This is a genomic window from uncultured Gilvimarinus sp., assembly GCF_963975215.1.
Lineage (GTDB): Bacteria > Pseudomonadota > Gammaproteobacteria > Pseudomonadales > Cellvibrionaceae > Gilvimarinus.
The window spans coordinates 15,127-41,320 of the sequence record NZ_CAXBFW010000015.1 but is presented as its reverse complement, the minus strand read 5'-3'; the positions used below and the strand labels follow the sequence as shown (position 1 = coordinate 41,320).

Genomic DNA, 26,194 nt, shown 5'->3' with positions numbered 1-26,194 from the left:
CTGCGGGGCAACCTAAAGCCTCGCAGCGCTATAAAAATGAGACGCATGGTTTATTGGCCTACTGGCATTGCTTTATTAAAACGATAGTAAAGCGATGCTTATAATCAGCCGCTGATTGGCCGTTAGGTTGGGTAAACGGTTATTCAAACAGGGGATGCTTTATTTGTGAGTCCACAACGTGTACCTCTAACGTTACCCCGCTGGCTATTGCTCGCCTCGCTATTTCTGACCTTGGCCGCGCTCTTCGGCCATCAATATATTCCGTTACGAACCCTTAACCTGTTACCCGATGCCGACGCTACCCGGTTTATTTACGCCGATAGCGATGCGGGCGGTGGAACCCGGGTCGAGTGGGTGGACTTTGACAAAAACGCATTGCGTTGTACCCGCGATGCGAGCAAGCCCTCGTTATATTGTGGCTTTAATTTGGCGCTGAGTGACGACTTTACTCGCGGCATCAACATTTCTGACTACGTCCAGCTGAGCATTACCATGGTGGTTAACTCGGCTAACCCCCGCCTGTCGATTTTTATGCGCAACTACAACCCCGCGTACAGCACACCAGAAGATGGCAATAGCGCACAGTACATCATGTTTAACGTACGGGCCGAAGATATCGCGCCAGAGCTGGTGATTGGTTTAGATGAGTTTCGGGTAGCCGACTGGTGGCTTGAGGCCCGGGATGTGCAACGCGAATATACCAAACCCGAATTTAATAACATTACCCTTATCGGTGCTAATCTGGGCAGTGATCTGCCGGCGGGTGATCACGAGCTTGAAATTAGCCAGATACGCTTGCAGGGCCCCTGGATTTCGGCAGAGCTGTGGTATCAATTGGTGATTGGTATCTGGCTGGTGATTGGGTTTGGTTTTGTATTGCTGCAATCGGCTTACTATGCCAGCCAGGCAAAGGGCAGTGAAAGACGCTACCAGTGGCTTAAATCACGCCACCAACAGCTGCGCTATCAGGCGGAAAATTTAAAGGATATGGCTCAGCGCGACAAACTCACCGGCCTGCTTAACCGCCATGGGCTGGAGTTATCGCTTGAGGGGCTGGTACGCGATGGCGCAGTGCCGGTGGCAATACTGTTACTGGATATCGACCACTTTAAACGAATCAACGATCGGCGCGGCCACGACCAGGGCGATAAAGTGCTGATCCAGGTGGCGACGACCCTCACTGAGAATACCCGCTCGGGTGACCTTGTGGCGCGTTGGGGGGGCGAAGAGTTTTTGGTTGTGGTTGAAAATATCGAGCCCCGGGAGATTTACGGCCTAGCGGAAAAAATACGCACCCGGATTTTTGCGCAAGAGTACGGCGCTACCCACCCGCCGCTCGTGGTGAGCACCAGTGTGGGAGCGGTGCAGTGGCGCCCCGACGAGACCTTTGAGCAAAGCCTGCAACGAGCCGATGAACTCTTGTACAAAGCTAAAGAGTTGGGGCGTAACTGCTCGGTGATCGATCAGCCACGTCCGGATTAGAGTTTACAATCTGCCCGTGGAAGCGTGGGTTAGGTTACAATAGCGCGCAACCTTACGACCAATTGCTATGCTAACCCTATTGAGCGCAGCTTTGATTCACATTCGCACTAGTGCACTTATCCTGTTACTGATTCTCGGCGCATGTAGCCATCAGCCTCCGGTGTATCGCCCTGTGGCGACCGATGGGTTTGAGCGGGTGCTTGAGTTTTGGCAGCGAACCCACCCCGGTGAAACGGTCGATCTCTACAGTCAGGAGCAAGTCCTTGCAATTGCCAACAACCTGTTGCTGATGCAGCGCAACAGTGGCGGCTGGCCGGCGAATATCAACCCGTTTCGCAAGCTTAGCGGTGATCAGCGTCTACAGTTTTTAAAAGATCAAAACGCGCGCGATGCGAGTTTTGCCAACGCCAATATCTTTCCGCAAATTTTTTACTTATCGCATGTGTATTTACAGACGGGCGATGTCCGCTATCGTGACAGCGCTAAAAAGGCCTTCCGTCTGGTTATGGCAACCCAGCTGTACAATGGTGGTTGGCCGCAGCAGGCACAGGTTATCGAGGGCGACGAGGCAACCATAAACACGCGCGCCACCATTAATGCGCTACGCTTTTTGCGCCGGGTAGCCGCCGGCGAAATGCCCTACGGCTATGTGCCATTTGATGTGCGCCGGCAAGCTGCAGACAGTGTGCGCAAAGGTGATCAATTATTATTGCGGCTGCAACAGGCACACGATAGCCGGGCCAGTATCTGGGCGTCGGCGTACGATTTAAAAACTTCACAGCCCGCCGCGGTTAATAAGCAAGCGGTGGTGGCGCTCGACCCTGAAGTGAGTGTGGCTATCACCCGATACTTTATGCAGATAGAGCGGCCGCCCGCCGAGGTTATTCGGGCGGTGACGGGGGCCGTCGACTGGTTTAGCCGCAATACCTTACAGCAGGCGCAATTGCGCACAGCGGCTAAACGGCCGGCGTGGGCGCCTAAATATTCTCGCGCGGCATTGCCGCGTCAGCCGGTGTGGGCCGAGTACTACACAGTCGATACCAGCCGGCCGTTGGTGGACAGAGCCAGTGGGCGCCCGGTTGCGCCCTATGTTGCCAGCTCGCTGGCAGCAAACAAAGCGTGGTACGGCAGTTGGGCGCGGGGTTTACTGCAAACGGATTACCCAAACTGGCAAAAGAAAGCTATTCCGCCCGAGGGGAGTCCGACACTGTAGTGGATCGGTTTTTCTCGCGTTGCCACGGGGCGTAGATACCATCATCCCGGCCCAGCGGCAGCTGTTCGATTTGACTCTCGATCCAGGTTTTTACCTCTTCGGTGAGGGTTTTACGGTCGCGTCCCTCGGTGGCGATGGCATCGCCGATTACGACAGAAATTTCACCCGGATATTTTAAAAAATGTTTGTGCGGCCAGCACTCGGCGGCGTTATGCGCTATGGGTACAACGGGGCGGCCGGTGGCGCAGGCGATGTCGGCGCCACTGCGGGCATAGTTGCCAACCGTGCCTAACTTCATGCGTGTGCCCTCGGGAAACACCAGTACACTAATGCCTTGTTCCAGGCGTTCAATACTTTTTGTTTTAACGTCTTTTAGCGCCTGTAAGCGGTTGCGGCGATCGATGGCGATCGGGCGCATGGAGGCCAGCCCCCAGCCAAAAAACGGAATGCGCAATAACTCTTTCTTTAAAATAATACTGACCGGCGCCAGCTGATACTGCAAAAATAGGGTCTCCCAGGTGCTTTGGTGCTTAGCCATAATCACCACGGGGTGGTCTTTGCGGCGGCGCTGGTCGATTACCTTAATGCGTATGTTGCAGCAGACTTTTAACCACCACATGACAAATCGATTCCACAGGGTGACCGCGCGCCAGCGCAAAGGGTAGGGTAAAACAGGCCAGAGTATAACGCTGATTGTGCCGGCGATAATGCCAGAGCCGTAGTAGCCGGTGTTAAACAGTAGGGTGCGCAGGTACAGCAACATCAGACATCCTATTCAATAATTAACTCAGCCGCGGCGGCCAGATCGGCGACCAGGGTTACCGTTTGGCCCGAGAGACTATACTCCGGGTTATCGCCGTCGCTCTGATCGAGTTGGGCGCGGGTGGCAATGCCGTTGCCGGTTTCGACCAGAATTAAGCGGCAGCCTTTCGCGAGGCCGGTTTCTAGGTCTCGCAAGCTATCGCCGATAAAAGCGACGCCCTCGGCACTGGTATTGAACTCGGCCTCGATGGCATCCACTAACCCGGGCAGAGGCTTGCGACATTTGCAATTGTCGTCGGGGCCGTGCGGGCAGTAAAAAATGGCCCCCAGCTCGGCGCCTTCGGCCTCCACCAACTGGGTGAGCTTGGCGTGCATGGCTTCAAGATCATCTAAATCAAAATAGCCGCGCGCCAACCCGGACTGATTAGTGGCGACCACTACCGTGTAGCCCGCCTTATACAGGCGGGCTATGGCGGCAATGCTACCGGGTAGGGCAACCCACTCGTCCGCACTGCGAACATAGTTACCGGTGTCTTGATTGATGACGCCATCGCGATCGAGAATCACCAGTTTCATGCTATTACCCTTTTGCCGGTGCGAGTGCTGAGATGTCCGCTACCTGTAAAAATAACCCACGCAGTTGCGCGAGCAGCGCCAAGCGGTTGTTTCTAAGCGCCTGGTCGTCGGCCATCACCATAACATCATCAAAGAAGGTATCCACCGCAGCGCGCAAAGTGGCCAGCTCCGCCAGAGCATCGGCGTAGCGTCGCTCGGCAAACAAGGGGGCTACCCGCTGCGCTTTGTCGGCTACGGCTTCGGCCAACTGTTGCTCGGCGGGCTCGGCCAGCAGCTTGGTATTGACCTCGCTCGCCGGTGCCTCCTCAAGCTTGCTTAGGATATTGGATACCCGCTTATTGGCGGCGGCCAGCGCCTGGGCCTCGGGCAGTTGCGCAAAAGCGTCTACGGCCAGTACCCGGGTGTTAATGTCTACCGGGTGGCTGAGCTTTTTGGCGGCAACCGCGAGATAAACTTCGGTGGCAATTTGGTCTTCTTCGTACCAGGCGCGAAAGCGCTCCAGCATATAGGCCAGCGACTCTTCGACGGTACTGGCGGCGTCTTTGATGTTGTCGCCATGGCCGGTCGCGGCACGTTTAAGCAGCTCGCGCAGATCGAGGTTGATGTCTTTTTCGACCATCAAGCGCAGCGCCCCGAGGCTGGCACGGCGCAAGGCGAACGGGTCTTTAGAGCCGGTAGGCTTTTGCCCGATACCGAAAATACCGACGATGGTGTCGAGGCGGTCTGCCAGAGCGATCAGGGTGCCCGTCTGGGTGTCGGGCAGCTCGTCGCCGGCGTATTTGGGTAGGTATTGCTCTTTTAAGGCGCTGGCGACTTCCGGGTCTTCGCCGTCGTTAAGGGCGTAGTAGTAACCGGCAATGCCCTGCATTTTGTCAAACTCCAGCACCATCTCGGTAACAAGATCGGCCTTAGAGAGTTCGCCGGCGCGTTTGGCTTTGGCGGCGTCGGCGCCAATGTCTGTGGCAATGCTGGCCGCTAGCGCGGCAATGCGGTCGGTCTTATCTAAAATGCTGCCCAGCTTGGCCTGAAACACAATCGAGCCCAGGCGCTTACGCTGTGATGCCAGTGTGTGCTTTTTGTCGGTCTCAAAAAAGAAGGCGGCGTCCGATAGGCGTGGCCGAATAACGCGCTCGTTACCATCGATGACTTGCGTGGGGTCCTGCGACTCGATATTGGCAACCGTTATAAAATAGGGCTTTAACTGGCCGTTGTTATCCACCACGTGGAAGTACTTTTGGTGCTCGGCCATGGAGGAGATCAAAGCCTCGGCCGGCACTTGCAAAAAGCGCTCTTCAAAGCGGCCGGTGAGCGCCACCGGCCACTCCACCAGGGCGGTAACTTCATCCAGCAGGTCTTCGTCGATAACCGCCGTGCCATCAATGGCCGCGGCTTCGCGGTTGACCTGATCGATGATCAGCGCCCGCCGCGCGGCCATATCTACCTGCACGTAGGCGGCTTTCATAATCTCGACGTAATTGCCGGGCGAATCGATGCTAATGACTTGGTTGTGGTGAAAGCGGTGGCCGCGGCTGTCCCGGCCACCGCTCAGGCCTAACACTTCAGCCTCGACCACGTCATCGCCAAACAGCATCACCAGCCAGTGGGCCGGGCGAACAAATTCAGTGCGCTTGGCGCCCCAGCGCATGCGCTTGGGAATAGGCAGCTTGGCCAGCGCCTCTTGCACGATACCGGCGAGTAAATCGGTGGTGGGTTCGCCGCCTGCCTCTTGGTGCGCTACTAGCTTATCGGCTTTGCCGTCGTTCTCGGTGGTTAGCTCGTCGATGGCAATGCCGTTCTTTTTGGCGAACGCCTCGGCCGCACGGGTGGGTTTGCCGTCGGCATCAAACGCCACCTGAGCCGGTGGCCCCCAGTTGGTCACCTGACGCACCGGGGTGGCCTCGGCTAACTGCTCGACAACCAGAGCGAGACGCCTTGGCGAGGCGTAGCTGTTAATGGCGCTGTAGGGCAATCCGGCGTCGTCCAGCCCGGCTTTAACACCAGCGGCCAGTGCCGCCAGTAGGTTCTTTAGTGCGGTGGGTGGCAACTCTTCGGTGCCCAGTTCCAATAAAAAATCACGGGACATGTTATTTCTCCTCCCCGGCTAACAACTCCGCGCGCAAATTGGCCGGTGCGAGCGGAAAGCCCAGGGTTTTGCGGGCGTCAAAATAGGCCTGTGCCACGGCGCGCGCCAGGGTGCGCACACGCAGGATAAAACGCTGGCGCTCGGTCACTGAAATGGCGTGACGGGCGTCCAGTAAGTTAAAGGCGTGTGAGGCCTTCATGACCATCTCGTAGGCGGGCAGTGCCAGGCCGGCTTCGACCAATCGCTGGCTTTCGCGCTCGCACACATCAAAGGTGTGAAACAAGAACTCGACGTCGGCGTGCTCAAAGTTGTAGGCCGACATCTCTACTTCGTTTTGGTGGAAGACATCGCCGTAGGTCACCTTGTTGCCGTCCGGGCTGATGGTCCAGGTCAGATCAAAGATCGAGTCGACGCCCTGCAGGTACATGGCAATCCGCTCCAGACCATAGGTGATTTCACCGGTGACCGGGTAGCACTCGATACCGCCCACTTGCTGAAAGTAGGTAAACTGAGTGACTTCCATGCCATTGAGCCAAACCTCCCAGCCCAAGCCCCAGGCGCCCAATGTAGGGGACTCCCAGTTGTCCTCGACGAAGCGAACATCGTGCACGCTGGTATCGATACCCAGCTCGCGCAGCGACTCCAGATACAAATCCTGAATATTGTCCGGTGAGGGTTTGAGTACTACCTGAAATTGATAGTAGTGCTGCAGGCGGTTGGGGTTTTCACCGTAGCGGCCATCGGTGGGACGGCGACAGGGTTGAACGTAGGCGCTGTTCCAGGTTTCGGGGCCGATGGCGCGCAAAAAAGTGGCTGGGTGAAAAGTCCCGGCGCCCACTTCCATATCCAGCGGTTGCAGAACAACGCAGCCCTGGCGGGCCCAGTATTCTTGCAGGGCGAGGATCAGCCCCTGAAACGTACTAACATCAGCTTTTGGTCGTTCGGACACGGTGTTTTGCCTCCGGGCAAGTGCATGTAGATCGCGTGGTGACGGTGGCTATTGTGTGTGTGGTAACAGCCAGCGAGATCGTTGGAACCACGCAAAGGGGCGAATTATAGCGTCAGTACTGGCCTATTGGTATGGTGCAAGACCAAAGTACGGGGTATTGGGCGCAAATTGGCAGGGAAAGTGACGGCATTGTGCGCGGAAGTAGGTGTCAGAGCTTTTCGTTTTTGCTCAGTTTCCGGTAAGCTTCACCACGATTTTTACTGCTGTGGGGTTACGGCGCTTGAAAGACACGGTGTTATTGATCGTATTAAAGCTGGTGGGTAGCTTGCCACTTTGTGTGGCCCGCGCTCTGGGTATTTGTGTGGGGTGGCTGATGTGGTGCACGGGCTCGCGCGCCGCTGAGGTAACCAAAACCAATCTGGCGCTGTGTTACGGTGCTTTAAGCGATGCCGAGCGCCGGGAGTTGGCGCGTCAAAGCGTGCTTGAGGCTGGTCGTCAGGCGTTTGAGATACCGGTGGTCTGGCGCCGCTCGGATGCCTGGGTTCGGCGCAAGGTAAAAGCCACCCACGGCGGCGAGCTGCTGCGCGAGGCACTGGAGCGCAAATGCGGTGTCATCATACTGACCCCTCATTTGGGCAATTGGGAAGTCGTGCCGGCGATAATGACATTGTATGAGCACCTGGCCATTTTGTACCAGCCACCCAAGGGCGAGGTGTTACACCGCTATTTGCAGCAAGTTCGGCACCGGCCGCGTACCAGCCTGGCGCCCACCAACGCTCGCGGTGTGGCCACCTTAATTAAAACGCTGCGGGCCGGTCAGCTGGCGGGGATCCTACCCGATCAAGTACCCGATCCCGGGAATGGTGGTATAGAGGCGCCGTTTTGCGGCGAATCGGCACTGACTATGACGCTGGTGCACAACCTTATTCAGCGCACCGGTTGCGAGGTTCTGCTTACCTACGCCCTACCGGTTAAAGGCGGTTTTGAGGTGTTTATCAGTCGTTGCGACGAGCAGATCTACAGCATTGATGCCCGGGAGTCGGTGGCAGGATTGAACACCAGTGTGGCGCGGGCTGTGTCTACCGCGCCGGCGCAGTATCAGTGGGAGTATAAAAGGTTCAAAGGACGTGAACAGGGAGAGCCTTATTAGGGGCTGTTGTGGCTAAAAAACCGAATGGCTGGAGCCTGCAGGCGTATTTAACTGGCACGACAGACCCTGGATTAAAAATAGTGGGTATGACTCGCTTTCATTGTACAGGTCAATAAGATGTATCGACGTTTCTTGCTAGTGTTGTGTGTAGCTGCCGTATTGTTAGCGGGCTGCGCCAGCGATTACCGTGTTGTGCAAACCGAACAGTTCGACATGCTCAACCAATGTGCGGTAGCGGCTGAACAAAACCATCAGCAGTTGTTGCAGCAACAGCAGCAGTTAGCCGGCCGTGTGGATGAGGTGCTGCAGCAATTGGCAGCCCAGCAAACACCGCCCCCATCACCACCGCCACAGTGCCCGGAAGTTAGGTATATTGCCTCGCCACAGAACAGCGCGCCGCGAGAGCCCCGCGACGCGGCGGCCAAGCAGTTGGTGGGTGCTGTCGAGCAAGTGCGCTTTGAGGCATTTGGCGTGACTTTGCCGGCGCGTATTGATACCGGCATTGCGACGGCCGTGCTGGACGCGCGCGACATCCAGGCCTTTGAGCGCAATAGTGAAGAGTGGGTGCGCTTCACCATAGCGCCGGAGACTGGCGAGCCACAACAAATCGAGCGCAAACTGACGCGTATGGCAAGTGTGCCGGTCGCCAACGGCGACGCGAAAAAGCGGCCGGTGATCTCGGCGCGTTTTACGTTAGGGCGGGTATCGCAACAAGGCGAGTTTATCTTAATGGATCGAAGCGCGACCGATTATCCGGTATTGCTGGGCCGGCTCGCCCTGCGTGATGTCATGATCGTGGACGTTAGCCGCGAAAACCTGGCACCGGTGCGCGACGAACAAGGTGATAGCCAATGAAAATGCAGCGCTTGCCGTTCTATTTAATGATACTGGCGCTATTGGTAGCCGGGTTTGGCACCGCCTGGCTGCGCCACGTGGAAACCGATGTGCCGTTAATGCCGGGCGAACAAAAACCCGTGTGGTTAATTGAAGCAAGAATAGATTTTTTTGCTCAGGGTGGTGAAACGACAGTACGGTTAGATTTGCCCGATGTGACCCCAGGGTTTCGTTTGATTCGCGAGCAAGCCGCGTCGTCTGGCTACGGTTTTGCCGTACTCGATGATAACAATAACCGTCGCGCCGAGTGGACTCGGCGCAACGCCGCAGGTTATCAAACCCTGTATTACAACGCGCAGTATTTACCGGCAACGCGCAGTGCCGTAGAGGCGCCTGAGTCTGCGCAAATGGCCCCTGAGGTTAGCGAGGTTTTTTGGGATGAACCACAGGCGACTGCTGCGCGGGAGTTGTTGCGCGGTGCGTTATCGCGCTCGACCACACCGGCCAGCACGGCCCGGGAAATTCTCAAACTGCTCAACTCTAGCTCGCCCGATCAAAATGCCGAGCTGTTATTAGCGGCTGCGCCCGGCCGTGCCGATCTGTTGGTAAACCTGCTGAACCAGTCGGGCGTTGCCGCGCGCACCGTGATGGGTTTGTACCTTGAGGACGCCCGCCGTCGCCAAAGCCTGACACCGATGGTTGAGGTTTACACCGAGGATGGCTGGGTTGTGATTAACGCCGAGACCGGCGAGCAGGGACTGCCAGAAAACTTACTTTTGTGGTCGCGTGGTGAGGCGGCACAGTTGGATGTGATCGGCGGCGAAAATTCGCGCCTTAGCTTTTCTATGATCCGCCAAACCGTTCCCGCCATGGCGCTCTCTAACACACAGTTTAGCGATAATATTTTTAGCCTGCTGGGTGTGTACAGCCTGCCGATTGAAGAGCAGAGCATGTTTAAGCTGTTGTTCTTGTTGCCGCTGGGTGCGTTGGTTGTGGTGTTTATGCGGGTGGTGGTCGGGCTTAAAACCGCGGGCACCTTTATGCCTATTTTGATTTCATTGGCGTTTTTACAAACCACGCTGGTGCCCGGGCTAATCAGCTTTATCCTTATTGTCGGGCTGGGGTTGTTGTTGCGCAGTTATTTGTCATATCTCAACTTGCTGTTGGTGGCCCGTATTGCGGCGCTTATTGTGCTGGTTATTTTTCTTATCGGGGTTTTGTCGTTAGTGGGTTACCGGCTGGGCTTTAATGCCGGTATCACCGTCACATTCTTCCCTATGATTATTATTGCCTGGACCATCGAACGTATGAGCATCCTTTGGGAAGAAGAGGGCGTGCGCGAAGTATTAACTCAGGGTAGTGGTAGTTTATTGGTGGCGGTGCTGGCTTACTTGCTGATGAGTGTTGGGGTGATTAACCATTTAAGCTTTAACTTCCCCGAGCTTAATCTAGTGATACTTGCGCTGATTTTGGTGATGGGCCAGTACACCGGTTACAAGTTATCCGAGCTGTATCGCTTTCAATCGATGCGGGCTGATGACTAATGTTGATTAGCCCTTTTAAACTTAAGCGTTTAGGCATGTTGGGCATGAACTGCCGCAACCGCGATTTTATTGGCCGTTACAATGATCGCCGCCTGTACCCCTTGGTAGACAATAAATTAAAAACAAAATTATTGGCCGAAGAATATCAGGTGGCGACGCCACAGTTGCGCTTTACGATTCGGGAGCAGCATCAAATCGCCCATGTGGGTAATTTATTAAAAAGCCTCAATGGGTTTGCCATTAAGCCGGCGAAAGGGTCGGGTGGTAAAGGTATTTGGGTAATTACCGGCCGCGATGGCGATAATTTTGTAAAATCCTCTGGTGCGGTTATTACCCTGGAAGATATCCGTCGCCACCTAAGCAACACTCTCGCCGGGCTCTATTCTTTGGGCGGCGCAAACGACGAAGTGCTTATCGAAGATCTCATTGAGTTCGATGATTGTTTTAAGGACTTTTCTTTTGAAGGCGTGCCCGATATTCGGATCGTGGTGTTTCGCGGTTTTCCGGTAATGGCGATGCTGCGCCTGGCGACACGTGCCTCCGATGGTAAAGCCAATTTACACCAGGGGGCGGTTGGGGTTGGTATAGACCTGGCCTCTGGGCGAAGCTTAAACGCGGTACAGTTTGGCCGGCCGGTGTACCAGCATCCGGATACCCAGCGCGATTTAAGCGATATTAATATTGCCGATTGGCACGGCATGTTGATGTTGGCATCGCGCTGCTACGACATGACGGGGTTGGGTTATATCGGCGCTGACATAGTGCTGGATGCGAACCGGGGCCCCGAGCTGTTAGAGCTTAATGCCAGGCCCGGATTGGCAATACAGGTTGCCAATGGGCGTGGCCTGCTGCCTCGTTTGCGTCATGTTGAAACATTAAAAGAAAAACACTTCCCCGATGCGCTTAGCCGGGTTAATTATGTTCAAGAGCGCTTTGCGGCAGAAACATTACTTTAATTTTATAGCACCGATTATTTATTGTCCGGCGACTCGCCTTGTTCTTCAGCTTCTTTAGCATCAGCTTCAGGCTCTGAGGTTAATGGGGTGATGTTCTCGTAGCGAGAGTGTAACGCATCAATAAACGCGTTGTGTACTACCCCTGCTACCGCTTGCCAGGAGCTGATGTCGGTGTCTTCCAGCGAGCCACTAATATCAATTTGCGTACCGAGCTTATTGCTCTCGAGGTTGGTAAAAATGGCGCTGAGCAAACCCCAGCCCGCTTCCCACAGCAACTGTAAAGGGTTGTCGCCTTGCTGCTCGACATCTTGTGACCAGCTGGCAATGTTTACATCCTGAAACAGCGGTTTAAGGTAGCCATCCAGCTCACGATTACGAGCACTTAATTCGAAAAATATCTGCCCGTGACCCGATTTAAAATCGATGTTGGCGTAGGCACGTGCAAAGTCGTTAAGCCGGTTGATACGAACATTTTTAGCATCGGCGGCAAATTCAAAGTCGTTAAAATCAAACGGGTCAAAGTCGGCCTTTGCCGTTAGTGGGCTGTCGCCAAACAGTTGCCCGGTTAGTGAGGCACTGGCTACGCGTCGGCCGTTGGCGTCTTTTACATTGGTCAAGTTAGTGAGTTCGGCATCAATTTCTTCGATAGCGATGTTAACGGTGGGGGTGGTATCCAGGTTTTGAAAACGGATAATGCCATCGCGTAGCACCAATTTGTGCAGCGTCACGGGTAAGATTTCTTCAAACACACTGAGCCAGTTGGTGCCTTCACCGGTTTGTTTATCCTCTTTTTGCTTGGCATCGAGAAAAGTTAGCTCGGGTTTTGTCAATTTTACACGGGTGAGAATTTCGCCATTGCGCAACCCCTCCCAGCTTAACGCGATAGCGAAGGTTTCTACGGTAAAAAAATCCACCGGATTGCGGGGGTGGTTGCGCTTAATCACCATATCTTTAAGCTGGTATTCGCCGTCAATTAAGCCTAAATCGACATCGGCAACATGGCCGCTGTAGGCCCCCATATCGTTTAAAACACGGTAGTTTAAGTAGTGTTTGATAATAAATGGCGCGAGTATGTATAAAATGAGGAGGAGCGCAATCAAGCTGAGCCCCAGCCATTTGGCGAACGTTTTTACCTGATGAGCATGTAAGTGCATGGGTTGCCGCTATTGGTTAACAGTGTCGGTTGCCGCGTGTGCAAACGATTAATAACCATAAAGCTAACAACAATTGTGCCAAGCGACGCTTATGAGTGTTTTGTTTTTACCAATACTGTTTATCCTGGTGGCGCAACCAGCCGTGAGGGTGACGGTTATGTGGGGCTTTGTGGGTCCAGTGCAGTACCCCGCCTTTGGCGTTCCACTCGTATTCGCCGTAAAACTCGACCGTATCACCTTCGCGCAGGTTGGGTATGCGGGGCGCTAAATCAATATTGTGAGCAACCAGAATGGTTTGCTGCGCATTTACCTTAAGAATAAAGCGCTGGTGACGAGAGCCTTTGACGTCGTCTCTCAGTATTTTTGTCACGATTCCGCTACCGCTTAGCTGAATATTACTAAGTTGCTGTTGCCAAGCCTGATAAAGCGAATCGTTGTCGGTGGCATGCGCGGCAGACGGTGGCTCACAGGCACAACAGCACAAAGCGATAATAAGAGCCCGAATAACGACGGGGACTTTTATCTTTGGCGGGACTTTAATCAAGACTCAGACCAAATAGCAAATTCGCTGCCGCCGGGCTCGGTAAAGTGAAATCGGCGGCCGCCGGGAAAGCTGAATATATCTTGCTTGATGGTGCCACCGGCCTCGCTAATAACGGTGCGCGACTGTTCCAGGTTTTCGCTAAAAAATACAATAAGCGCAGCGCCATAATCGGTGTTGCTTTGCAGCTTAGATAAATAAATTCCACCCTCTATAGCGTCGTTGCTAAAAGCGGTGTACTCGTCACCGTAATCGGTAAATCGCCAATTGAACACTGATTGAAAAAAGGCTTTGCTTAACCTTAAGTTTGCTGAGGGAAATTCCAGGTAGTTAATATTGTGATGAAAGGCCATTGTGGTTTCCCCAGATAGTCGTTAAGCCGCAAAAACGTATGGGCCGGCGGGAATACAAAAGCCGGGTGGCTGCCCGAGCAGCCACCCGAGAGCATAATTACGCTTTAGCCTTGCGACGGCGAATAGCGGTAAGTGCCAGACCGAGCGAGCAAGCTAAGCTGCCAAGCAGCGCCACCAGAGGCAAACCTGAGGCAGTAGAAGGCAAAGCCGTGTAGGCTGGTGCTGGCTCTTCAACACGTTCTAACTCTTCGCTATCGTCCAAATCGGAAACCAACGCAAAGCGATCGGTTGGGATATATACCTGCATGGTTGAATCGCGGGTTAGGTCGTGAATACTGCGCTCGCGGCCATCTAGGTCGATTTTAAAGTCGCGTGGTAAGTTTTTAGTTTGGAAGGTTTCGCCGTACTCACCGTCCTGATGCAAAAACTTGATGCGCACCTGATCGCCCACTGAGCGAACAAATTTTGCGTCTAGCTCAACATACTCTTTGCCATTGCGCTCGTGGATACCCTGACAAGCCTGGGCAATTTCAGGGTACTCGGCAAGAACGCCGGGCTTCCAGGTTACTTCTGAACACTCCTTTGCCATAGCCGATGAACTGGCCGCAATAGCAACTCCTAAAACTGTGGTCTTGATGATGGTAGATGTCTTCATAGTATTTTCCTTAATGTAGTTGCGCCAAAGAGTCTTCCGTGGCCGTAACAATAAACCGTTGCGGCGCACTTCCAACAAAGTAAAACGGGTAACAGGTTATCAGTGTAATCTGTGTATGTTTTGTCGGAGCTAAAACTTCTACGTGGGATGGATCGACAATTTGCAAATGACTAACCGTGTATTCGCGCGGCCCCTCTAATGTAGTCACTTTAATTTTATCGCCCACGGCCACGTCTTTTAAGCCGCGAAAAAAGCTGTCGCGGTGACCGGCAAGGGCGGCATTCCCGGTGCCGTTAAGCGGAGCGGTTTTATTCAACCAAGAAATCCCGCGGTTAAGATTATGGTCATTGGCGCCGACGTATACCGGTGCGGAAATATTCAGTTTGTCTATTTGTAGCACCGCAATTGCCGCGTCGCCATCGTCTTTAACCTGTTGGTATTGCTCGATGCGAGTTTTGCTCCACAGGCTAGTGTCCAGTTCATCCGGTAGTGCCATTGGCTCGCTGGCTGTGGGCCCGGCTTTTAGTAGCTCAGTTGTGTTGTCGGTTTGCGCCACAGTAAGGGTTGTTGTATCGGGTTGCCGGTGGCTCTGGGCCGACGCTAAAAATTGCGTCACATCCCGGTCGGCCGCGTAACTGCGACCGGTTACAGAAAAAATACTGTAGCCCAATAGCAATAGCCCGACACCCCACAACAGGGCTTCACAGGTCTTATACAGCGCAGGGGCTAACCTCGCTGAGCGATTGGGGTGGTTATCCATAAAGTGGTCTTTACCGGGCATTTACTAAAACAGAGTTTTAATTAACGTAGCACAGTTTAATAACGGGCTAAGACGTTTTTATGAATAATAGACCGATATCGGCGGAGTAAAAGCCGAAAGTGGTTTTGTGGCGTAAAAAAGTACAAAAAAGATTATTAATGCGAAAAACTGTGCGCGTATTATCGCTTTTTGGCGTATTAAGTTTTATTTGCGCGGCTACGTCCATTTAGCCGCTTTGGAGGGCGGGTGCGTTCAGTTAACCGTTGGCGACAAGCGCGGGTGCTTCGTCCTCGACGGATTCGCGAATTAAATGGTCAAACGCGCCCAGTGCGGCGGTAGCACCGGCCCCCATCGAAATAACAATTTGCTTGTAGGGGACGGTGGTTACATCTCCGGCGGCAAATACGCCGGGCATGGAGGTAGCACCTTTGGCGTCGATGTGAATTTCGCCCTGACGGTTTAATGCAATGTCACTCTCCTGCAGCCACTCGGTGTTGGGGACTAAACCAATCTGGACAAATACCCCGGCAAGCGCAATGGTGTTCACGCCGTTATCGGGTTGCGCGCGATCGATATAGTTAAGTCCGGTCACCTTGTTGCCATCACCGATAATTTCGGTGGTTTGGGCGCTGCTGATGATGGTGATATTGGCCATCGACCGGGCTTTGCGTTGCAGTACCTCATCGGCGCGCAGGGTATCGCCAAACTCGAGTACGGTGACATGTTCGACAATACCGGCCAAATCGATGGCCGCCTCAATGCCCGAGTTGCCGCCGCCGATAACGGCCACGTGCTTGCCTTTAAAAAACGGGCCGTCACAGTGTGGGCAGTAAGCAACCCCGCGAGTGCGATACTCTTGCTCGCCGGGCACACCCAGCTCGCGCCAGCGCGCACCGGTGGCTAACACCACAGAGCGGCTGCTTAATGTGGCGCCGCTTTGCAATTGCAACTCTATTTGCTCGCGACGAGTAATACTGGCGGCGCGCTGCTCGGTAATAATGTCTACGCCGTATTCTTTAACGTGTTGCTCCAGACTGGCGGCGAGTTTAGGGCCTTCGGTATAGGGCACAGAAATAAAATTTTCGATGCCCATCGTGTCCATCACTTGCCCGCCAAAGCGTTCGGCGAGCAAGCCGGTGCGAATACCCTTGCGCGCGGCGTAAATAGCAGCCGCTGCGCCAGCGGGGCCGCCGCCTACGACCAGTAAATCGTAGGGGTCTTTGTTGTTAAGTTGCGCCGCTTTTTTCTCGGCGCTGCCGCTATCGAGTTTTTGCACAATCTCGGTCAGGCTCATGCGGCCCTGACCAAAGTGCTCACCGTTTAGATAAACGGAGGGAACCGCCATCACCTGACGCTCATCGACCTCGCTTTGAAACAGCGCGCCATCAATCATCACATGGCTGATGTTGGGGTTGAGGTTGGCCATTAGGTTCAGCGCCTGAACAACGTCGGGGCAGTTCTGGCACGACAGCGAAATATAGGTCTCGAAGTGGTAGTCGCCTTCGAGTTCGCGAATTTGTTGCAGAATGTCTGGATCCGCTTTAGACGGATGGCCACCGGCTTGCAGCAGTGCCAGTACCAAAGAGGTGAACTCGTGGCCCATGGGGATGCCGGCAAACTGTACCCGGGGCGTTTCGCCGGCGGGGGCAATGGATAAACTTGGGCTGCGTGTCGCAGCCTGCTCTTTGACCGTAATTTTGCCAGACAGTGCGGCGATTTCGCTTGCCAGCGTGCCCAGCTCTTGTGCTTTGCTTGAGTTATCACTGGAGACACTGAGCTCAATCGGTTTGACGATATTTTGTAAATAGGTATCCAGTTGTTGTTTTACATTGGCGTCTAACATCGGTGTGTCCTGTAATAATTCGGGTTTACGTTGTTGCGGTAGGTATGCGGGCAACTGGCCCAGTGCCGGTTACCCGATGTGTGCTGAGCTTAGATCTTGCCGATCAAGTCCAGCGATGGCGTCAAGGTCTCGGCGCCTTCCTTCCACTTGGCCGGGCACACTTCACCTGGGTTGGCGGCGATGTACTGTGCCGCTTTGATTTTGCGCAGCAGCTCGCTGGCGTCGCGGCCGATGCCGCCGGCGGTAATTTCAACGATCTGCACTCGACCTTCGGGGTCGACCACAAAAGTACCGCGATCGGCGATGCCTTCTTCTTCGATCATCACACCAAAGTTGCGGGTCAGGGTGCCGGTCGGGTCGCCAATCATGGGGTATTGAATGGTACCGATGGCATCCGATGAATCGTGCCAGGCTTTGTGGGTAAAGTGGGTGTCGGTAGAGACTGAGTAAACCTCTACGCCCATCTGCTTAAAGGTCTCGTAGTTGTCGGCCAGATCACTCAGCTCGGTTGGGCAGACAAAGGTAAAGTCGGCGGGGTAAAAGAAAAACACGCCCCATTTACCCAGTACGTCTTTATCGCTAATGTCGATAAAGTCGCCGTTGACATAGGCTTTGGCGTTAAAAGGTTTCAGTTGGCTGTTGATATAACCGCTCATGGTATCTCCTCGTTAAGAATGTCAGCGTTGTTGCTGGGAACGAGATCTATACTATGAGCTTTATGTTATTTATTAAAATTATCTATAGTTATGGGTGTGATAGCTTTTTCATATTTGTTTTTCGGTCTTAATAGTTAGTCGTGATTTTTACCGCTGGTGCCAATGGGCCGGTTGCCCGTGCCGTTAACGCCGGTAAGTGAGTCGCCCAGCTCGGCGCGCATGGGCGCTGTTAAGGCTTTAATGGTGTCGACCACATCGGGGCGTTTATTGGCCAGATTGAGCTGCTCGCTCGGGTCGCGCTCGACATTGTAGAGTTGAATCTCTTTGACACTGGCCGAGGTGTAATTGGCCGGCTCACCACCCTGGCCTGGGGGTTGGCCGGCTAACGTCTGGTAAGCGTGGGGGTAATAGAGCTTCCATGGGCCATAGCGTACCGCCTGCAGTTCGTTGTCCCGGTAATAGAAAAAGTAAGCTTGTTGCACCGGCTCGGACTGCTCCCCGGTAATCACAGCCCAGGCATCTTTGCCGTCAATGGGGGCTTGGGGCAGTGCGGCGCCCGCCAAATTGGCAATGGTGGGCAGTAAATCAATTGCCATTAACGGCGTATTGCTTACGGTGCCCGCCGGAATTTGGCCGGGCCAGCGGGCGATGAACGGCTCGCGTACCCCGCCTTCAAAGCTGGTGCCTTTGCCCTCGCGGTAGGGCAGGGCAACACCGGCGTGGTCGCCGTAAGACAGCCAGGGGCCGTTATCCGAGGTAAAAATTACCAGGGTATTGTCGTCCAGCTGGTGTTTCTGCAGCGCACCCAAAATGGCGCCAACCGAGGCGTCTAACTCCATGATAACGTCGGCGTACAAACCTTTGCCGCTTTTACCGCGATAGGCATCGGAGGTAAACAGCGGAACATGGGGCTGCGGGTGCGCCAGATATAAAAAAAACGGCTGCGAGCGGTTTTGCGCGATAAAGTCGATGCTTTTGTCGGTGAGCTCTTGGGTGAGGTTGCTTTGATCGTCGAGTACCCGCACGGCTTGCGTGTTGTGATACAGCGTTAACGGATCGAAGTTAAAAACACTGCCTTGCAGTGGGTGGTGTGGCCACATGTCGTTGGAGTGCAAAATGCCGTAAAACTCATCAAACCCCTGGCGGTTGGGGGAGAACTCTGGTGCATCGCCTAAATGCCACTTGCCAAAAATTCCGGTGCGATAGCCGCGGCTTTTAAGCACCTCGGCCATGGTGGTTTCGGCCGGCGCCAGGCCTTTGCCACTGTCGGGCATAAAGGCGCCGGCAACACCGACGCGGTTGGGGTAGCTGCCGGTTAACAAGGCAGCGCGCGAGGCCGAGCACACAGGTTGAGCGACATAAAAGCTGGTGAGTTTGCTGCCCTGCTCGGCCATTTGTTTTAGGTGGGGTGTTTTCCAGGGCGAGCTGCCAAAGCCTTCAACATCGGCGTAACCGAGATCGTCGGCAAAAATAATCACAATGTTCGGCGGTGGCTCGGCCGTTGTGGGTGCTGCGTAAGCGCCCGCACACAGTAGGGTTAACAATGATGTTGTGAGCAGTGGCAGAAGATGACGCATCGGTTAGTACCTACATTATTGTTATCGTACGAAGGCGCGGGCTTTTTGGCGGTCGATGTTTACCGGCGCCAAAAGGCGGGTGTAAGCAGTACCAGCAGAGTAAATACCTCCAGCCGGCCGAGCAGCATGGCAAAGCACAAAACCCATTTTGCGGGGCTGTTAATATCGCCATAGTGAGCGGCAACCTCGCCCATACCGGGGCCCAGATTGGTAATACAGGCACCGACGGCCGAAAAGGCCGTGCGCAAATCCAGCCCGGTGGCAATAAGCATCAAAAACATCGCGGCAAACGACACCACGTACATGACAAAAAAGCCCCACACGGCCTCAATAACCCGGTCGGGAACGGTGATTTTGCCCACTTTTACCGAGATAACCGCGTTGGGGTGAATCAGCCGGTGGATCTCCCGCATGCCCTGTTTGTACAGCAGCAGTACCCGGATGTTTTTCATGCCGCCGCCGGTAGAGCCGGCGCAACCGCCCAAAAAGGCAAACAAAAACAGCAGGTAGGGCAAAAAGCTTGGAAAGCTCGAGTAGTTGCTGGCAAAGCCGGCGGTGGTCATGGTGGAGACAAAGTTGAAAATGCCCAAATAAAAACTGTCGTGGAATGAGAACGTCTTTGAGCTGGCGAGATAGGCTACCGTGATGACCGAGCCGATGACGATCCAGGTTATATAAAACTTCAACTCTGCATCAGCGATATAGTGAATGATGGATTTTTCGCGCCAGACAAAAAAGTGCAGGGCGAAGTTGATCCCGGCGAGCAACATAAAGACCGAGCAAATCATCATGATCGCCGGTGACTCAAAGTGCAAAATACTGGCATCGTGGGTCGAGAAGCCACCGTTGGCCACCGTTGAAAACGCGTGGCAAATGGCCTCAAACCAGTTCATTCCCGCCACTTTGTAGGCCAGAGTACAAGAAAACGTAAACACCAGGTATATGGTAAACAGGGCTTTGGCGGTTTCGGTGATGCGGGGGGTCAGTTTGTTATCTTTTACCGGCCCCGGCACCTCGGCGCGATACAGCTGCATGCCGCCGATACCCAGCATGGGCAAAATAGCCACGGCGATAACAATAATACCGATACCGCCAAACCACTGCAGTTGTTGGCGGTAAAACAAAATAGACGGTGGCAGGGTATCGAGCCCGGTAATCACCGTGGCCCCGGTGGTGGTTAAGCCGGATACCGACTCAAAAAAAGCGTCCGTCAGGGACAGGCTTAAACCATCGGAAAAATACAGCGGCACGGCCCCAAAGGTGGCCAGTACCAGCCAGAATAGGGCGGTAATCAAAAAGCCATCGCGGGTGCGCAAGTCAGCCTTAGAGCGATAAACCGGTAGCCAGATGGCCATACCGGCGCTGAAGGCGACAGCAAAGCCCCACAGAAAGGTCATATAGTTGTGGTCGTTAAACCACAGGCTCACCACAATGGGCAGCAACAGCGTCAAGCTGAATATCATCAGCAATACGCCCAGTACGCGCGCAATTACCGCAAAGTGCATAGCGGCTCCGCCGTAACGGTGATGGTTTGCTGTGGAGTTTGAGTCATGTACCTGCGCCCGTTAGAAAAACGTGAAGCCAACCTGAAAGAGCTTTTCGATATCGCGAATATGCTTTTTGTTGAGCAGAAACACAATGACGTGATCCCCCGACTCTACCACCACATCGTCGTGGGCGATGATGACTTCACTGCCCGATTCCGTCTCGCGCACGATGGCGCCAATATTGGCGCCCTGAGGTAGGTCGATGTCCTCTAGTGCGCGGCCGACTACCTTGGACGAGTTTTTGTCGCCATGAGCGATAAGCTCTATGGCCTCTGCCGCCCCACGCCTTAGTGAGTACACACTTACCATGTCGCCGCGGCGCACGTGTGTCAGCAGGCTGCCGATGGTGGTGGTCTGTGGCGAGATGGCAATATCGATGTCGCCGCCCTGCACTAAGTCGACGTAAGCCGGGTTGTTAATCAGCGCCATAACCTTGCGCGCGCCCAGTCGTTTGGCCAGCATCGATGACATGATGTTGGCTTCGTCGTCGTTGGTCAGGGCTAAAAACACATCGGTGTCTTCGATATTCTCGTCGCGCAAAAGATCCTGGTCCGAGGCGCTGCCTTCCAACACAATGGCGCGCTCGAGGTGCTCGGATAAATGTTCGGCGCGATGTTTGTTGTGCTCGATGACCCGCACGTTATAGCGGCCCTCGAGTTTGCGCGCGAGCCGCATACCGATATTGCCACCGCCGGCGATAATAATACGCTTGTAGGCGGTCTCCATGCGGCGCAGCTCACTGATAACGGCGCGAATATCGTTTTTACCGGCCAGAAAAAACACTTCATCGTCGGCTTCGATTACGGTGGAGCCGGTGGGCATAATCGCCCGCCCGCGGCGGTAAATAGCCGCCACCCGGGTGTCCACCGAGGGCATATGCTCGCGCAAAAAGCGCAGCTCCTGACCGATTAACGGGCCGCCGTGGTAGGCCTTAACCGCCACCAACTGCACTTTACCTTCGGCAAAATCCAGCACTTGCAGGGCGCCCGGGGTTTCGATCAGGCGAAAAATATAATCCGATACCAGCTGCTCGGGGCTGATCAACACATCGATGGGGATGGCGTCGTTGCAAAACAGTTTGTTGTTAGTGAGATAAGCGGTGGCCCGCACCCGGGCTATCTTAGTGGGGGTGCGAAACAAACTGTGCGCCACCTGGCAGGCGATCATGTTGGTCTCGTCGTTGTTGGTTACCGCCACCAGCATGTCGGCGTCTTCGACGCCGGCCTGAACTAACACGTCCGGATGCGAGCCGGCACCCGTTACGACACCAATATCCAGTCGGTCGCGCAGCTCGCGCAGGCGGGCGTTGTCGGTATCAATAATGGTGATGTCGTTCGATTCGCTGGCGAGGTTTTCTGCCAAGCTTGCGCCCACCTGCCCCGCACCGAGAATAATAATTTTCATAAACCTGCCAGGTTTGTCCGTAACGATTGGTGCGGGCTGAGCGCCGCAAGGCAAACTTTACCGCTTTTAGACGCCACTTGGCTACGCCGGGACGGCTTTTCTCAGCCGGGCGTAGTAAAAGCCGTCGTGACCGTCCGGCTGTGGCAGTAGTTGGCGGCCGTGGCTTTGGCGATGCCCCCAGGCCGCTTCGATCGGCTCTTCGCGGGCGCTTTCTGTGCGAGCCAAAAAGGCCGCAATAACGTCGCAGTTTTCGGCCGGTAAAGCCGAACAAGTGGCGTACAGCAAGATGCCGCCCTCGGCCAATGTGGGCCACAGGGCATCCAACAGCTCACCTTGTAGGGCGGCTAAACGGACAATATCGTCCGGGGAGCGCAACAGTTTGATGTCGCTGTGGCGCCGCACAATCCCGCTGGCCGAGCAGGGCGCGTCCAACAAAATCCGGTCAAACGCCTCGCCATTCCACCAATCATCCGGGCGTGTGCCGTCGCCGGCAATGGTGGTGGCGGTGACCTGCAGACGGGTAAGGTTTTCACTGACGCGGCTCAGGCGCCGCGGCTCTAAATCGAGTGCCACCATCTCGGCCAGTGCCGGTTGGCTCTGCAGCATATGGCCGGTCTTGCCGCCCGGCGCGGCGCAAGCGTCCAGCACTCGCTGGCCGGGTGCTAGCTCAATTAACGGGGCGGCCAGCTGTGCGGCTTCGTCCTGCACGCTTAGCACGCCCGCGTTAAAGCCGGGTAAGCCGGTGGGGTTGCAGGCTTGCTCGAGGGTAATGCCTGCCGCGCTGTGCGGGCAGGGCTGCGCCGCGATCGATTCGGCAGCCAGCTGGGCGAGGTAGTCCTCGCGCGAGCACTGGTTGAGGTCGACCCGCAAGGTAAAGGGTGGGTGGGCGTTGTTGGCGGCGATTATCTGCTCGACGCTGTCAGGCCACGCCTGGGTGTAGGCGTCCAGCAGCCAGCGCGGGTGCGAGCTGGTAAATTCTGGGTTGTTGGCCAGCGTCTCACGTAAAACCTCGCTGCCGCGCTGAAAGCGGCGCAGCACACCATTTACCAGCTTAGTTGCCCAGGGCTTTTTTAGCACCCGCGCCACAGCCACGGTTTCACCGATGGCGGCGTGATCGGGAATACGGGTGTATTCCAGCTGGTATAAACCCAGTAAGAGTAGCGCGGTGATGTCGCTATCTTTACTGCGCAGGGGTTTATCGAGCAATTGCCCGAGGTAGGCGTTTAGTCTGGGGTAATAACGCATAGTGCCGTAGCAAAGCTGCTGCACCAGCGCGCGGTCGGGCTCGCTAACTTTGCTTTGCCAAACTGGCAGGGCACTGGACAGTGAACCTTTGCCGCGCAGCAGCTCGGCGAGGGCACGGGCGGCGGCAACCCGGGGCTTCAAAGGGTTGCCTCTGGTTGCATAAACCCTTCACCGACGCTGAATAAGTTGGCGTTGCCGCGCAGTAGGTCGGCTACGGGTAGCGCGCGCTTGCCGGGCAGCTGCAGCTGGGTGAGTTGCAGCGAGCCGGTGCCGCAGGCAACGCGCAGGTAATCGCTGCCAATAGCGACGATGGTGCCGGGCGCCGCGTCGGTCTGCGGGCCGATATGCGCCTGCCAGACTCTAATGCGGGTATCGGGCGCTTTTTGCGGGCGGCAAAACGCCACCGGAAACGGGTTAAAAGCGCGAATTTTTTGCCCGAGGTGCTCGGCACTTTGGTGCCAGTCGAGCTCGGCCTCGGCCTTGGTGATTTTGGGGGCGTAATTGCTGAGCGCGTCGTCCTGCGCCTGGGCAACGGCGGTGCCACTGGCCAGCTGCGCTAACGTGTCGTTCAGGGCCGGGCTGCCCAGGGCCTGCAATTTGTCGTGCAGGCTGCCGCCGGTCTCCTCCGGGGTTATCTCGCAGCGTACTTTATTGAGCATATCGCCGGTGTCCAGGCCGACGTCCATTTGCATTATGGTCACCCCGGACTCGGCATCGCCCGCTTCAATGGCGCGCTGAATAGGTGCCGCGCCGCGCCAGCGCGGCAATAAAGAGGCGTGCACATTGATGCAGCCCAGGCGAGGAGTATCCAGTACCGCCTTGGGCAACAATAATCCGTAAGCAACCACTACCATAACGTCGGCGTTGTAGCTGGCCAGCAGGGCCTGGGCGTCGGCGTCTTTTAAGCTTAGGGGTTGGTGTACGGGGATCTCCGCTGCTAAAGCGCGCTCTTTGACCGGGCTGGGTTTAAGCTTTTTGCCGCGTCCGGCGGGGCGGTCGGGCTGGGTGTAGCAGGCGACCACTTGATGGGGGCCGGTGAGCAGAGTGTCCAGATGCGCGGCGGCGAACTCTGGGGTGCCGGCAAATATGAGGCGCAGCGGTGCGGTCATGGAGTTCCTTAATGGTAGACGGTTGATAGCGAGCCGATAAAACTATCGGCTCGCCGTCCGTTAGGCGCGGGCGCGATGTTGTTTTTCGAGCTTTTTACGAATGCGCTGGCGTTTGATCTGAGAAATATAGTCGACAAACAGCTTGCCGTTTAAATGATCCAGCTCGTGCTGAATACACACGGCCAGTAATCCGTCGGGTATTAACTCGAAGGGGTTACCGTCGCGGTCGAGCGCGTTCACCTTGACCTCAGTGGGGCGGTCGACGCTTTCGTAAAAGCCGGGCACCGATAGGCAGCCCTCATCGTAAGGGGCCTGATCTTCTCCCAGCACCGTGACTTCAGGGTTAATCAGTACCAGTGGCTGGCTTTGATCCTCGGATATATCGATGACCACGATGCGCCGGTGCACGTTAACCTGGGTGGCGGCGAGGCCGATACCCGGGCAGGCGTACATGGTCTCGAACATATTGTCGATTAACTCGCGTACGCTGTCGTCGACGGTCTCGACTGGCTTGGCGATGGTGCGCAGACGAGGGTCGGGAAACTCAAGTATTTCTAATAGGGCCATAAGCTTTGTGACAAACTTCTAGTAAAAGGGTAACAACCGCTGCTAACATGATGATCGCACAGGAATTACCCTGAGGTTAGATGCGCCTAGCGATTCGCTTCGCCAAGTGCAGTAAGCTATTATAACGACTAAACCGCTCAGGGCCGAACAAAAACAGGATCGGTTTCTATGAAAAAAATGATTTTTGCTGTTCTGGCGCTGTCGTTGTCGGTCGCCAGTCTCTATTCTTGGGCCGAATCGGCGGCCTTCAAGTCTGATTCACCGGATGAGTATGTCGTTGTGAAAGGCGACACACTGTGGGGCATCTCGGATATGTTTTTGCAGTCGCCCTGGATGTGGCCCGAGATCTGGCACGCCAACCCTGACATCGATAATCCGCACCTTATTTTCCCCGGTGACGTGGTTCGTCTGGTTTATATCGATGGCCAGCCACGCTTAACGGTAGATCGCACCGTGCGCATGGCACCTGGTGGCGACGCTAAACTGAAACCCACCATTCGTGTTATGCCATTAGAGGAGGCGATTCCGGCGGTACCGCTGGATAAAATCGCCACCTATCTGTCGCGCTCGCGCATTGTCATGCCCGACGAAATTGAGGGCTCACCCTATATGCTGGCCGGCCCCGAGCGCCGCCTGATTGTGGGTAAAGGTGACGTAGGCTACGCACGCGGCACCTTTGATGACGAAATCGACAACTACAACATCTTTCGCGAAGGCGAGAAATTTGTCGATGAAGAAACCGATGAGTTGTTAGGCATCCACGCGTTAGGTGTGGGCGGTGCCCGGGTCGATAACGTGCAGGGCGAGGTGGGTACTCTGATGATCACCCGCTCGTACGAAGAGATTCGCGCCGGTGATGTGCTGTTGCCAGCCCGCGAGCGTTCGGTTGACTCGATTTTTTACCCCAGCGCCCCTGACTTTCCTATCGAAGCCGAGATTCTGGCGGTTGAAGGTGGCGTGTCCAAAATTGGTAAAATGGACATTGTGATTATCAGTAAGGGTGATCGCGACGGTGTCCAGGTGGGCAACGTGTTTCAGGTGTATGTGCGCGGCGAGCTGGTGGATGACCGGGTCGCTGGCGAGCGCATTCAACTGCCCGATGAGCGAGCCGGCCTGGCGATGGTGTTCAGCACGTTCGACAAGCTCAGCTTTGCCATTGTGATGGAAGCTACCCGGCCCATGGCCGTGGGCGATGCTCTGCGCAACCCCTAATACTTTTTGATACACGCGGCGC

24 protein-coding genes are annotated in these 26,194 nt (G+C 55.2%); 7 read left to right on the top strand and 17 right to left on the bottom strand.

Annotation, left to right across the window (positions count from 1 at the left end; all coding sequences use genetic code 11):
- Positions 1 to 165 precede the first annotated feature (165 nt).
- Both AAC019_RS11115 and AAC019_RS11110 read left to right on the top strand, forming a co-directional pair.
- Complete coding sequence (locus AAC019_RS11115; RefSeq protein ID WP_339898948.1) at positions 166 to 1,482, top strand: GGDEF domain-containing protein; 1,317 nt, start codon at positions 166 to 168, stop codon at positions 1,480 to 1,482.
- A gap of 67 nt (positions 1,483 to 1,549) precedes the next feature.
- Positions 1,550 to 2,695, top strand: a complete 1,146-nt coding sequence (locus AAC019_RS11110) for a pectate lyase (RefSeq protein ID WP_339898947.1) — start codon at positions 1,550 to 1,552, stop codon at positions 2,693 to 2,695.
- Here the strand turns inward: AAC019_RS11110 and AAC019_RS11105 are convergent.
- The 4 genes from AAC019_RS11105 to glyQ are packed head-to-tail and all read right to left on the bottom strand — an operon-like array spanning position 2,664 to position 7,065.
- Entirely contained in the window at positions 2,664 to 3,458 is a 795-nt protein-coding gene (locus tag AAC019_RS11105) for a lysophospholipid acyltransferase family protein (RefSeq protein WP_339898946.1), read from the bottom strand. The two genes, AAC019_RS11110 and AAC019_RS11105, sit on opposite strands and share 32 nt — an antisense overlap.
- Positions 3,459 to 3,466: 8 nt before the next feature.
- Positions 3,467 to 4,033: a D-glycero-beta-D-manno-heptose 1,7-bisphosphate 7-phosphatase gene (gene gmhB / locus AAC019_RS11100; protein WP_339898945.1), complete on the bottom strand. Its 567-nt coding sequence runs from the start codon at positions 4,031 to 4,033 to the stop codon at positions 3,467 to 3,469.
- A 4-nt stretch (positions 4,034 to 4,037) separates the two neighbouring features.
- Entirely contained in the window at positions 4,038 to 6,116 is a 2,079-nt protein-coding gene (glyS, locus tag AAC019_RS11095) for a glycine--tRNA ligase subunit beta (RefSeq protein WP_339898943.1), read from the bottom strand.
- A 1-nt stretch (position 6,117) separates the two neighbouring features.
- Positions 6,118 to 7,065, bottom strand: a complete 948-nt coding sequence (gene glyQ / locus AAC019_RS11090) for a glycine--tRNA ligase subunit alpha (RefSeq protein ID WP_339898942.1) — start codon at positions 7,063 to 7,065, stop codon at positions 6,118 to 6,120.
- Positions 7,066 to 7,270: 205 nt separating this feature from the next.
- Here glyQ and AAC019_RS11085 point away from each other — a divergent pair, with 205 nt between their 5' ends.
- The 4 genes from AAC019_RS11085 to AAC019_RS11070 all read left to right on the top strand — a co-directional run bounded on the left by AAC019_RS11085 (position 7,271) and on the right by AAC019_RS11070 (position 11,549).
- On the top strand, positions 7,271 to 8,215 hold the full coding sequence (locus AAC019_RS11085) for a lipid A biosynthesis lauroyl acyltransferase (RefSeq protein ID WP_339898940.1): 945 nt from the start codon (positions 7,271 to 7,273) through the stop codon (positions 8,213 to 8,215).
- Between the two features lie 117 nt (positions 8,216 to 8,332).
- Positions 8,333 to 9,070, top strand: a complete 738-nt coding sequence (locus tag AAC019_RS11080) for a RimK/LysX family protein (RefSeq protein WP_339898939.1) — start codon at positions 8,333 to 8,335, stop codon at positions 9,068 to 9,070.
- Positions 9,067 to 10,593 (top strand): UUP1 family membrane protein, encoded by a 1,527-nt coding sequence (locus AAC019_RS11075; protein ID WP_339898938.1) that lies wholly within the window; start codon positions 9,067 to 9,069, stop codon positions 10,591 to 10,593. The genes AAC019_RS11080 and AAC019_RS11075 overlap by 4 nt, the downstream gene beginning before the upstream one ends.
- Entirely contained in the window at positions 10,593 to 11,549 is a 957-nt protein-coding gene (locus AAC019_RS11070; RefSeq protein WP_339898937.1) for an alpha-L-glutamate ligase-like protein, read from the top strand. The genes AAC019_RS11075 and AAC019_RS11070 overlap by 1 nt, the downstream gene beginning before the upstream one ends.
- A 14-nt stretch (positions 11,550 to 11,563) precedes the next feature.
- Here the strand turns inward: AAC019_RS11070 and AAC019_RS11065 are convergent, their stop codons facing one another.
- The 13 genes from AAC019_RS11065 to def all read right to left on the bottom strand — a co-directional run bounded on the left by AAC019_RS11065 (position 11,564) and on the right by def (position 24,960).
- Positions 11,564 to 12,649, bottom strand: a complete 1,086-nt coding sequence (locus tag AAC019_RS11065; protein WP_339898936.1) for a DUF748 domain-containing protein — start codon at positions 12,647 to 12,649, stop codon at positions 11,564 to 11,566.
- Positions 12,650 to 12,809: 160 nt separating this feature from the next.
- Positions 12,810 to 13,187: a DUF3465 domain-containing protein gene (locus AAC019_RS11060; RefSeq protein ID WP_339898994.1), complete on the bottom strand. Its 378-nt coding sequence runs from the start codon at positions 13,185 to 13,187 to the stop codon at positions 12,810 to 12,812.
- 56 nt (positions 13,188 to 13,243) lie between these two features.
- Complete coding sequence (locus AAC019_RS11055) at positions 13,244 to 13,597, bottom strand: VOC family protein (RefSeq protein ID WP_339898934.1); 354 nt, start codon at positions 13,595 to 13,597, stop codon at positions 13,244 to 13,246.
- 97 nt (positions 13,598 to 13,694) lie between these two features.
- Positions 13,695 to 14,252 carry a hypothetical protein gene (locus tag AAC019_RS11050; protein ID WP_339898932.1) on the bottom strand — a complete coding sequence of 186 codons (558 nt, stop codon included), beginning with the start codon at positions 14,250 to 14,252 and terminating at the stop codon, positions 13,695 to 13,697.
- Positions 14,253 to 14,262: 10 nt separating this feature from the next.
- A complete protein-coding gene (locus tag AAC019_RS11045) occupies positions 14,263 to 15,012 on the bottom strand; it encodes a class D sortase (protein WP_339898930.1) in 750 nt (249 codons plus the stop codon).
- A gap of 256 nt (positions 15,013 to 15,268) precedes the next feature.
- Complete coding sequence (gene ahpF / locus AAC019_RS11040) at positions 15,269 to 16,855, bottom strand: alkyl hydroperoxide reductase subunit F (protein WP_339898929.1); 1,587 nt, start codon at positions 16,853 to 16,855, stop codon at positions 15,269 to 15,271.
- Positions 16,856 to 16,944: 89 nt separating this feature from the next.
- The gene (gene ahpC, locus AAC019_RS11035) at positions 16,945 to 17,511 is read right to left on the bottom strand and encodes an alkyl hydroperoxide reductase subunit C (protein WP_339898928.1); all 567 of its coding nucleotides are present in this window, start codon (positions 17,509 to 17,511) and stop codon (positions 16,945 to 16,947) included.
- A 134-nt stretch (positions 17,512 to 17,645) separates the two neighbouring features.
- Complete coding sequence (locus AAC019_RS11030; RefSeq protein WP_339898927.1) at positions 17,646 to 19,088, bottom strand: sulfatase; 1,443 nt, start codon at positions 19,086 to 19,088, stop codon at positions 17,646 to 17,648.
- A 59-nt stretch (positions 19,089 to 19,147) separates the two neighbouring features.
- Entirely contained in the window at positions 19,148 to 20,593 is a 1,446-nt protein-coding gene (locus tag AAC019_RS11025; protein ID WP_339898925.1) for a TrkH family potassium uptake protein, read from the bottom strand.
- A gap of 60 nt (positions 20,594 to 20,653) precedes the next feature.
- Positions 20,654 to 22,039: a Trk system potassium transporter TrkA gene (gene trkA, locus AAC019_RS11020; RefSeq protein ID WP_339898923.1), complete on the bottom strand. Its 1,386-nt coding sequence runs from the start codon at positions 22,037 to 22,039 to the stop codon at positions 20,654 to 20,656.
- Positions 22,040 to 22,120: 81 nt separating this feature from the next.
- Positions 22,121 to 23,425, bottom strand: coding sequence for a 16S rRNA (cytosine(967)-C(5))-methyltransferase RsmB (rsmB, locus tag AAC019_RS11015; protein WP_339898922.1), 1,305 nt, complete (start codon positions 23,423 to 23,425; stop codon positions 22,121 to 22,123).
- Entirely contained in the window at positions 23,422 to 24,393 is a 972-nt protein-coding gene (gene fmt, locus AAC019_RS11010) for a methionyl-tRNA formyltransferase (protein WP_339898920.1), read from the bottom strand. Before fmt ends, rsmB begins: the two co-directional genes overlap by 4 nt.
- A gap of 60 nt (positions 24,394 to 24,453) precedes the next feature.
- Positions 24,454 to 24,960 carry a peptide deformylase gene (def, locus tag AAC019_RS11005; RefSeq protein ID WP_339898918.1) on the bottom strand — a complete coding sequence of 169 codons (507 nt, stop codon included), beginning with the start codon at positions 24,958 to 24,960 and terminating at the stop codon, positions 24,454 to 24,456.
- A 168-nt stretch (positions 24,961 to 25,128) separates the two neighbouring features.
- Here def and AAC019_RS11000 point away from each other — a divergent pair, with 168 nt between their 5' ends.
- Positions 25,129 to 26,172: a LysM domain-containing protein gene (locus AAC019_RS11000; RefSeq protein WP_339898917.1), complete on the top strand. Its 1,044-nt coding sequence runs from the start codon at positions 25,129 to 25,131 to the stop codon at positions 26,170 to 26,172.
- Positions 26,173 to 26,194 lie beyond the last annotated feature (22 nt).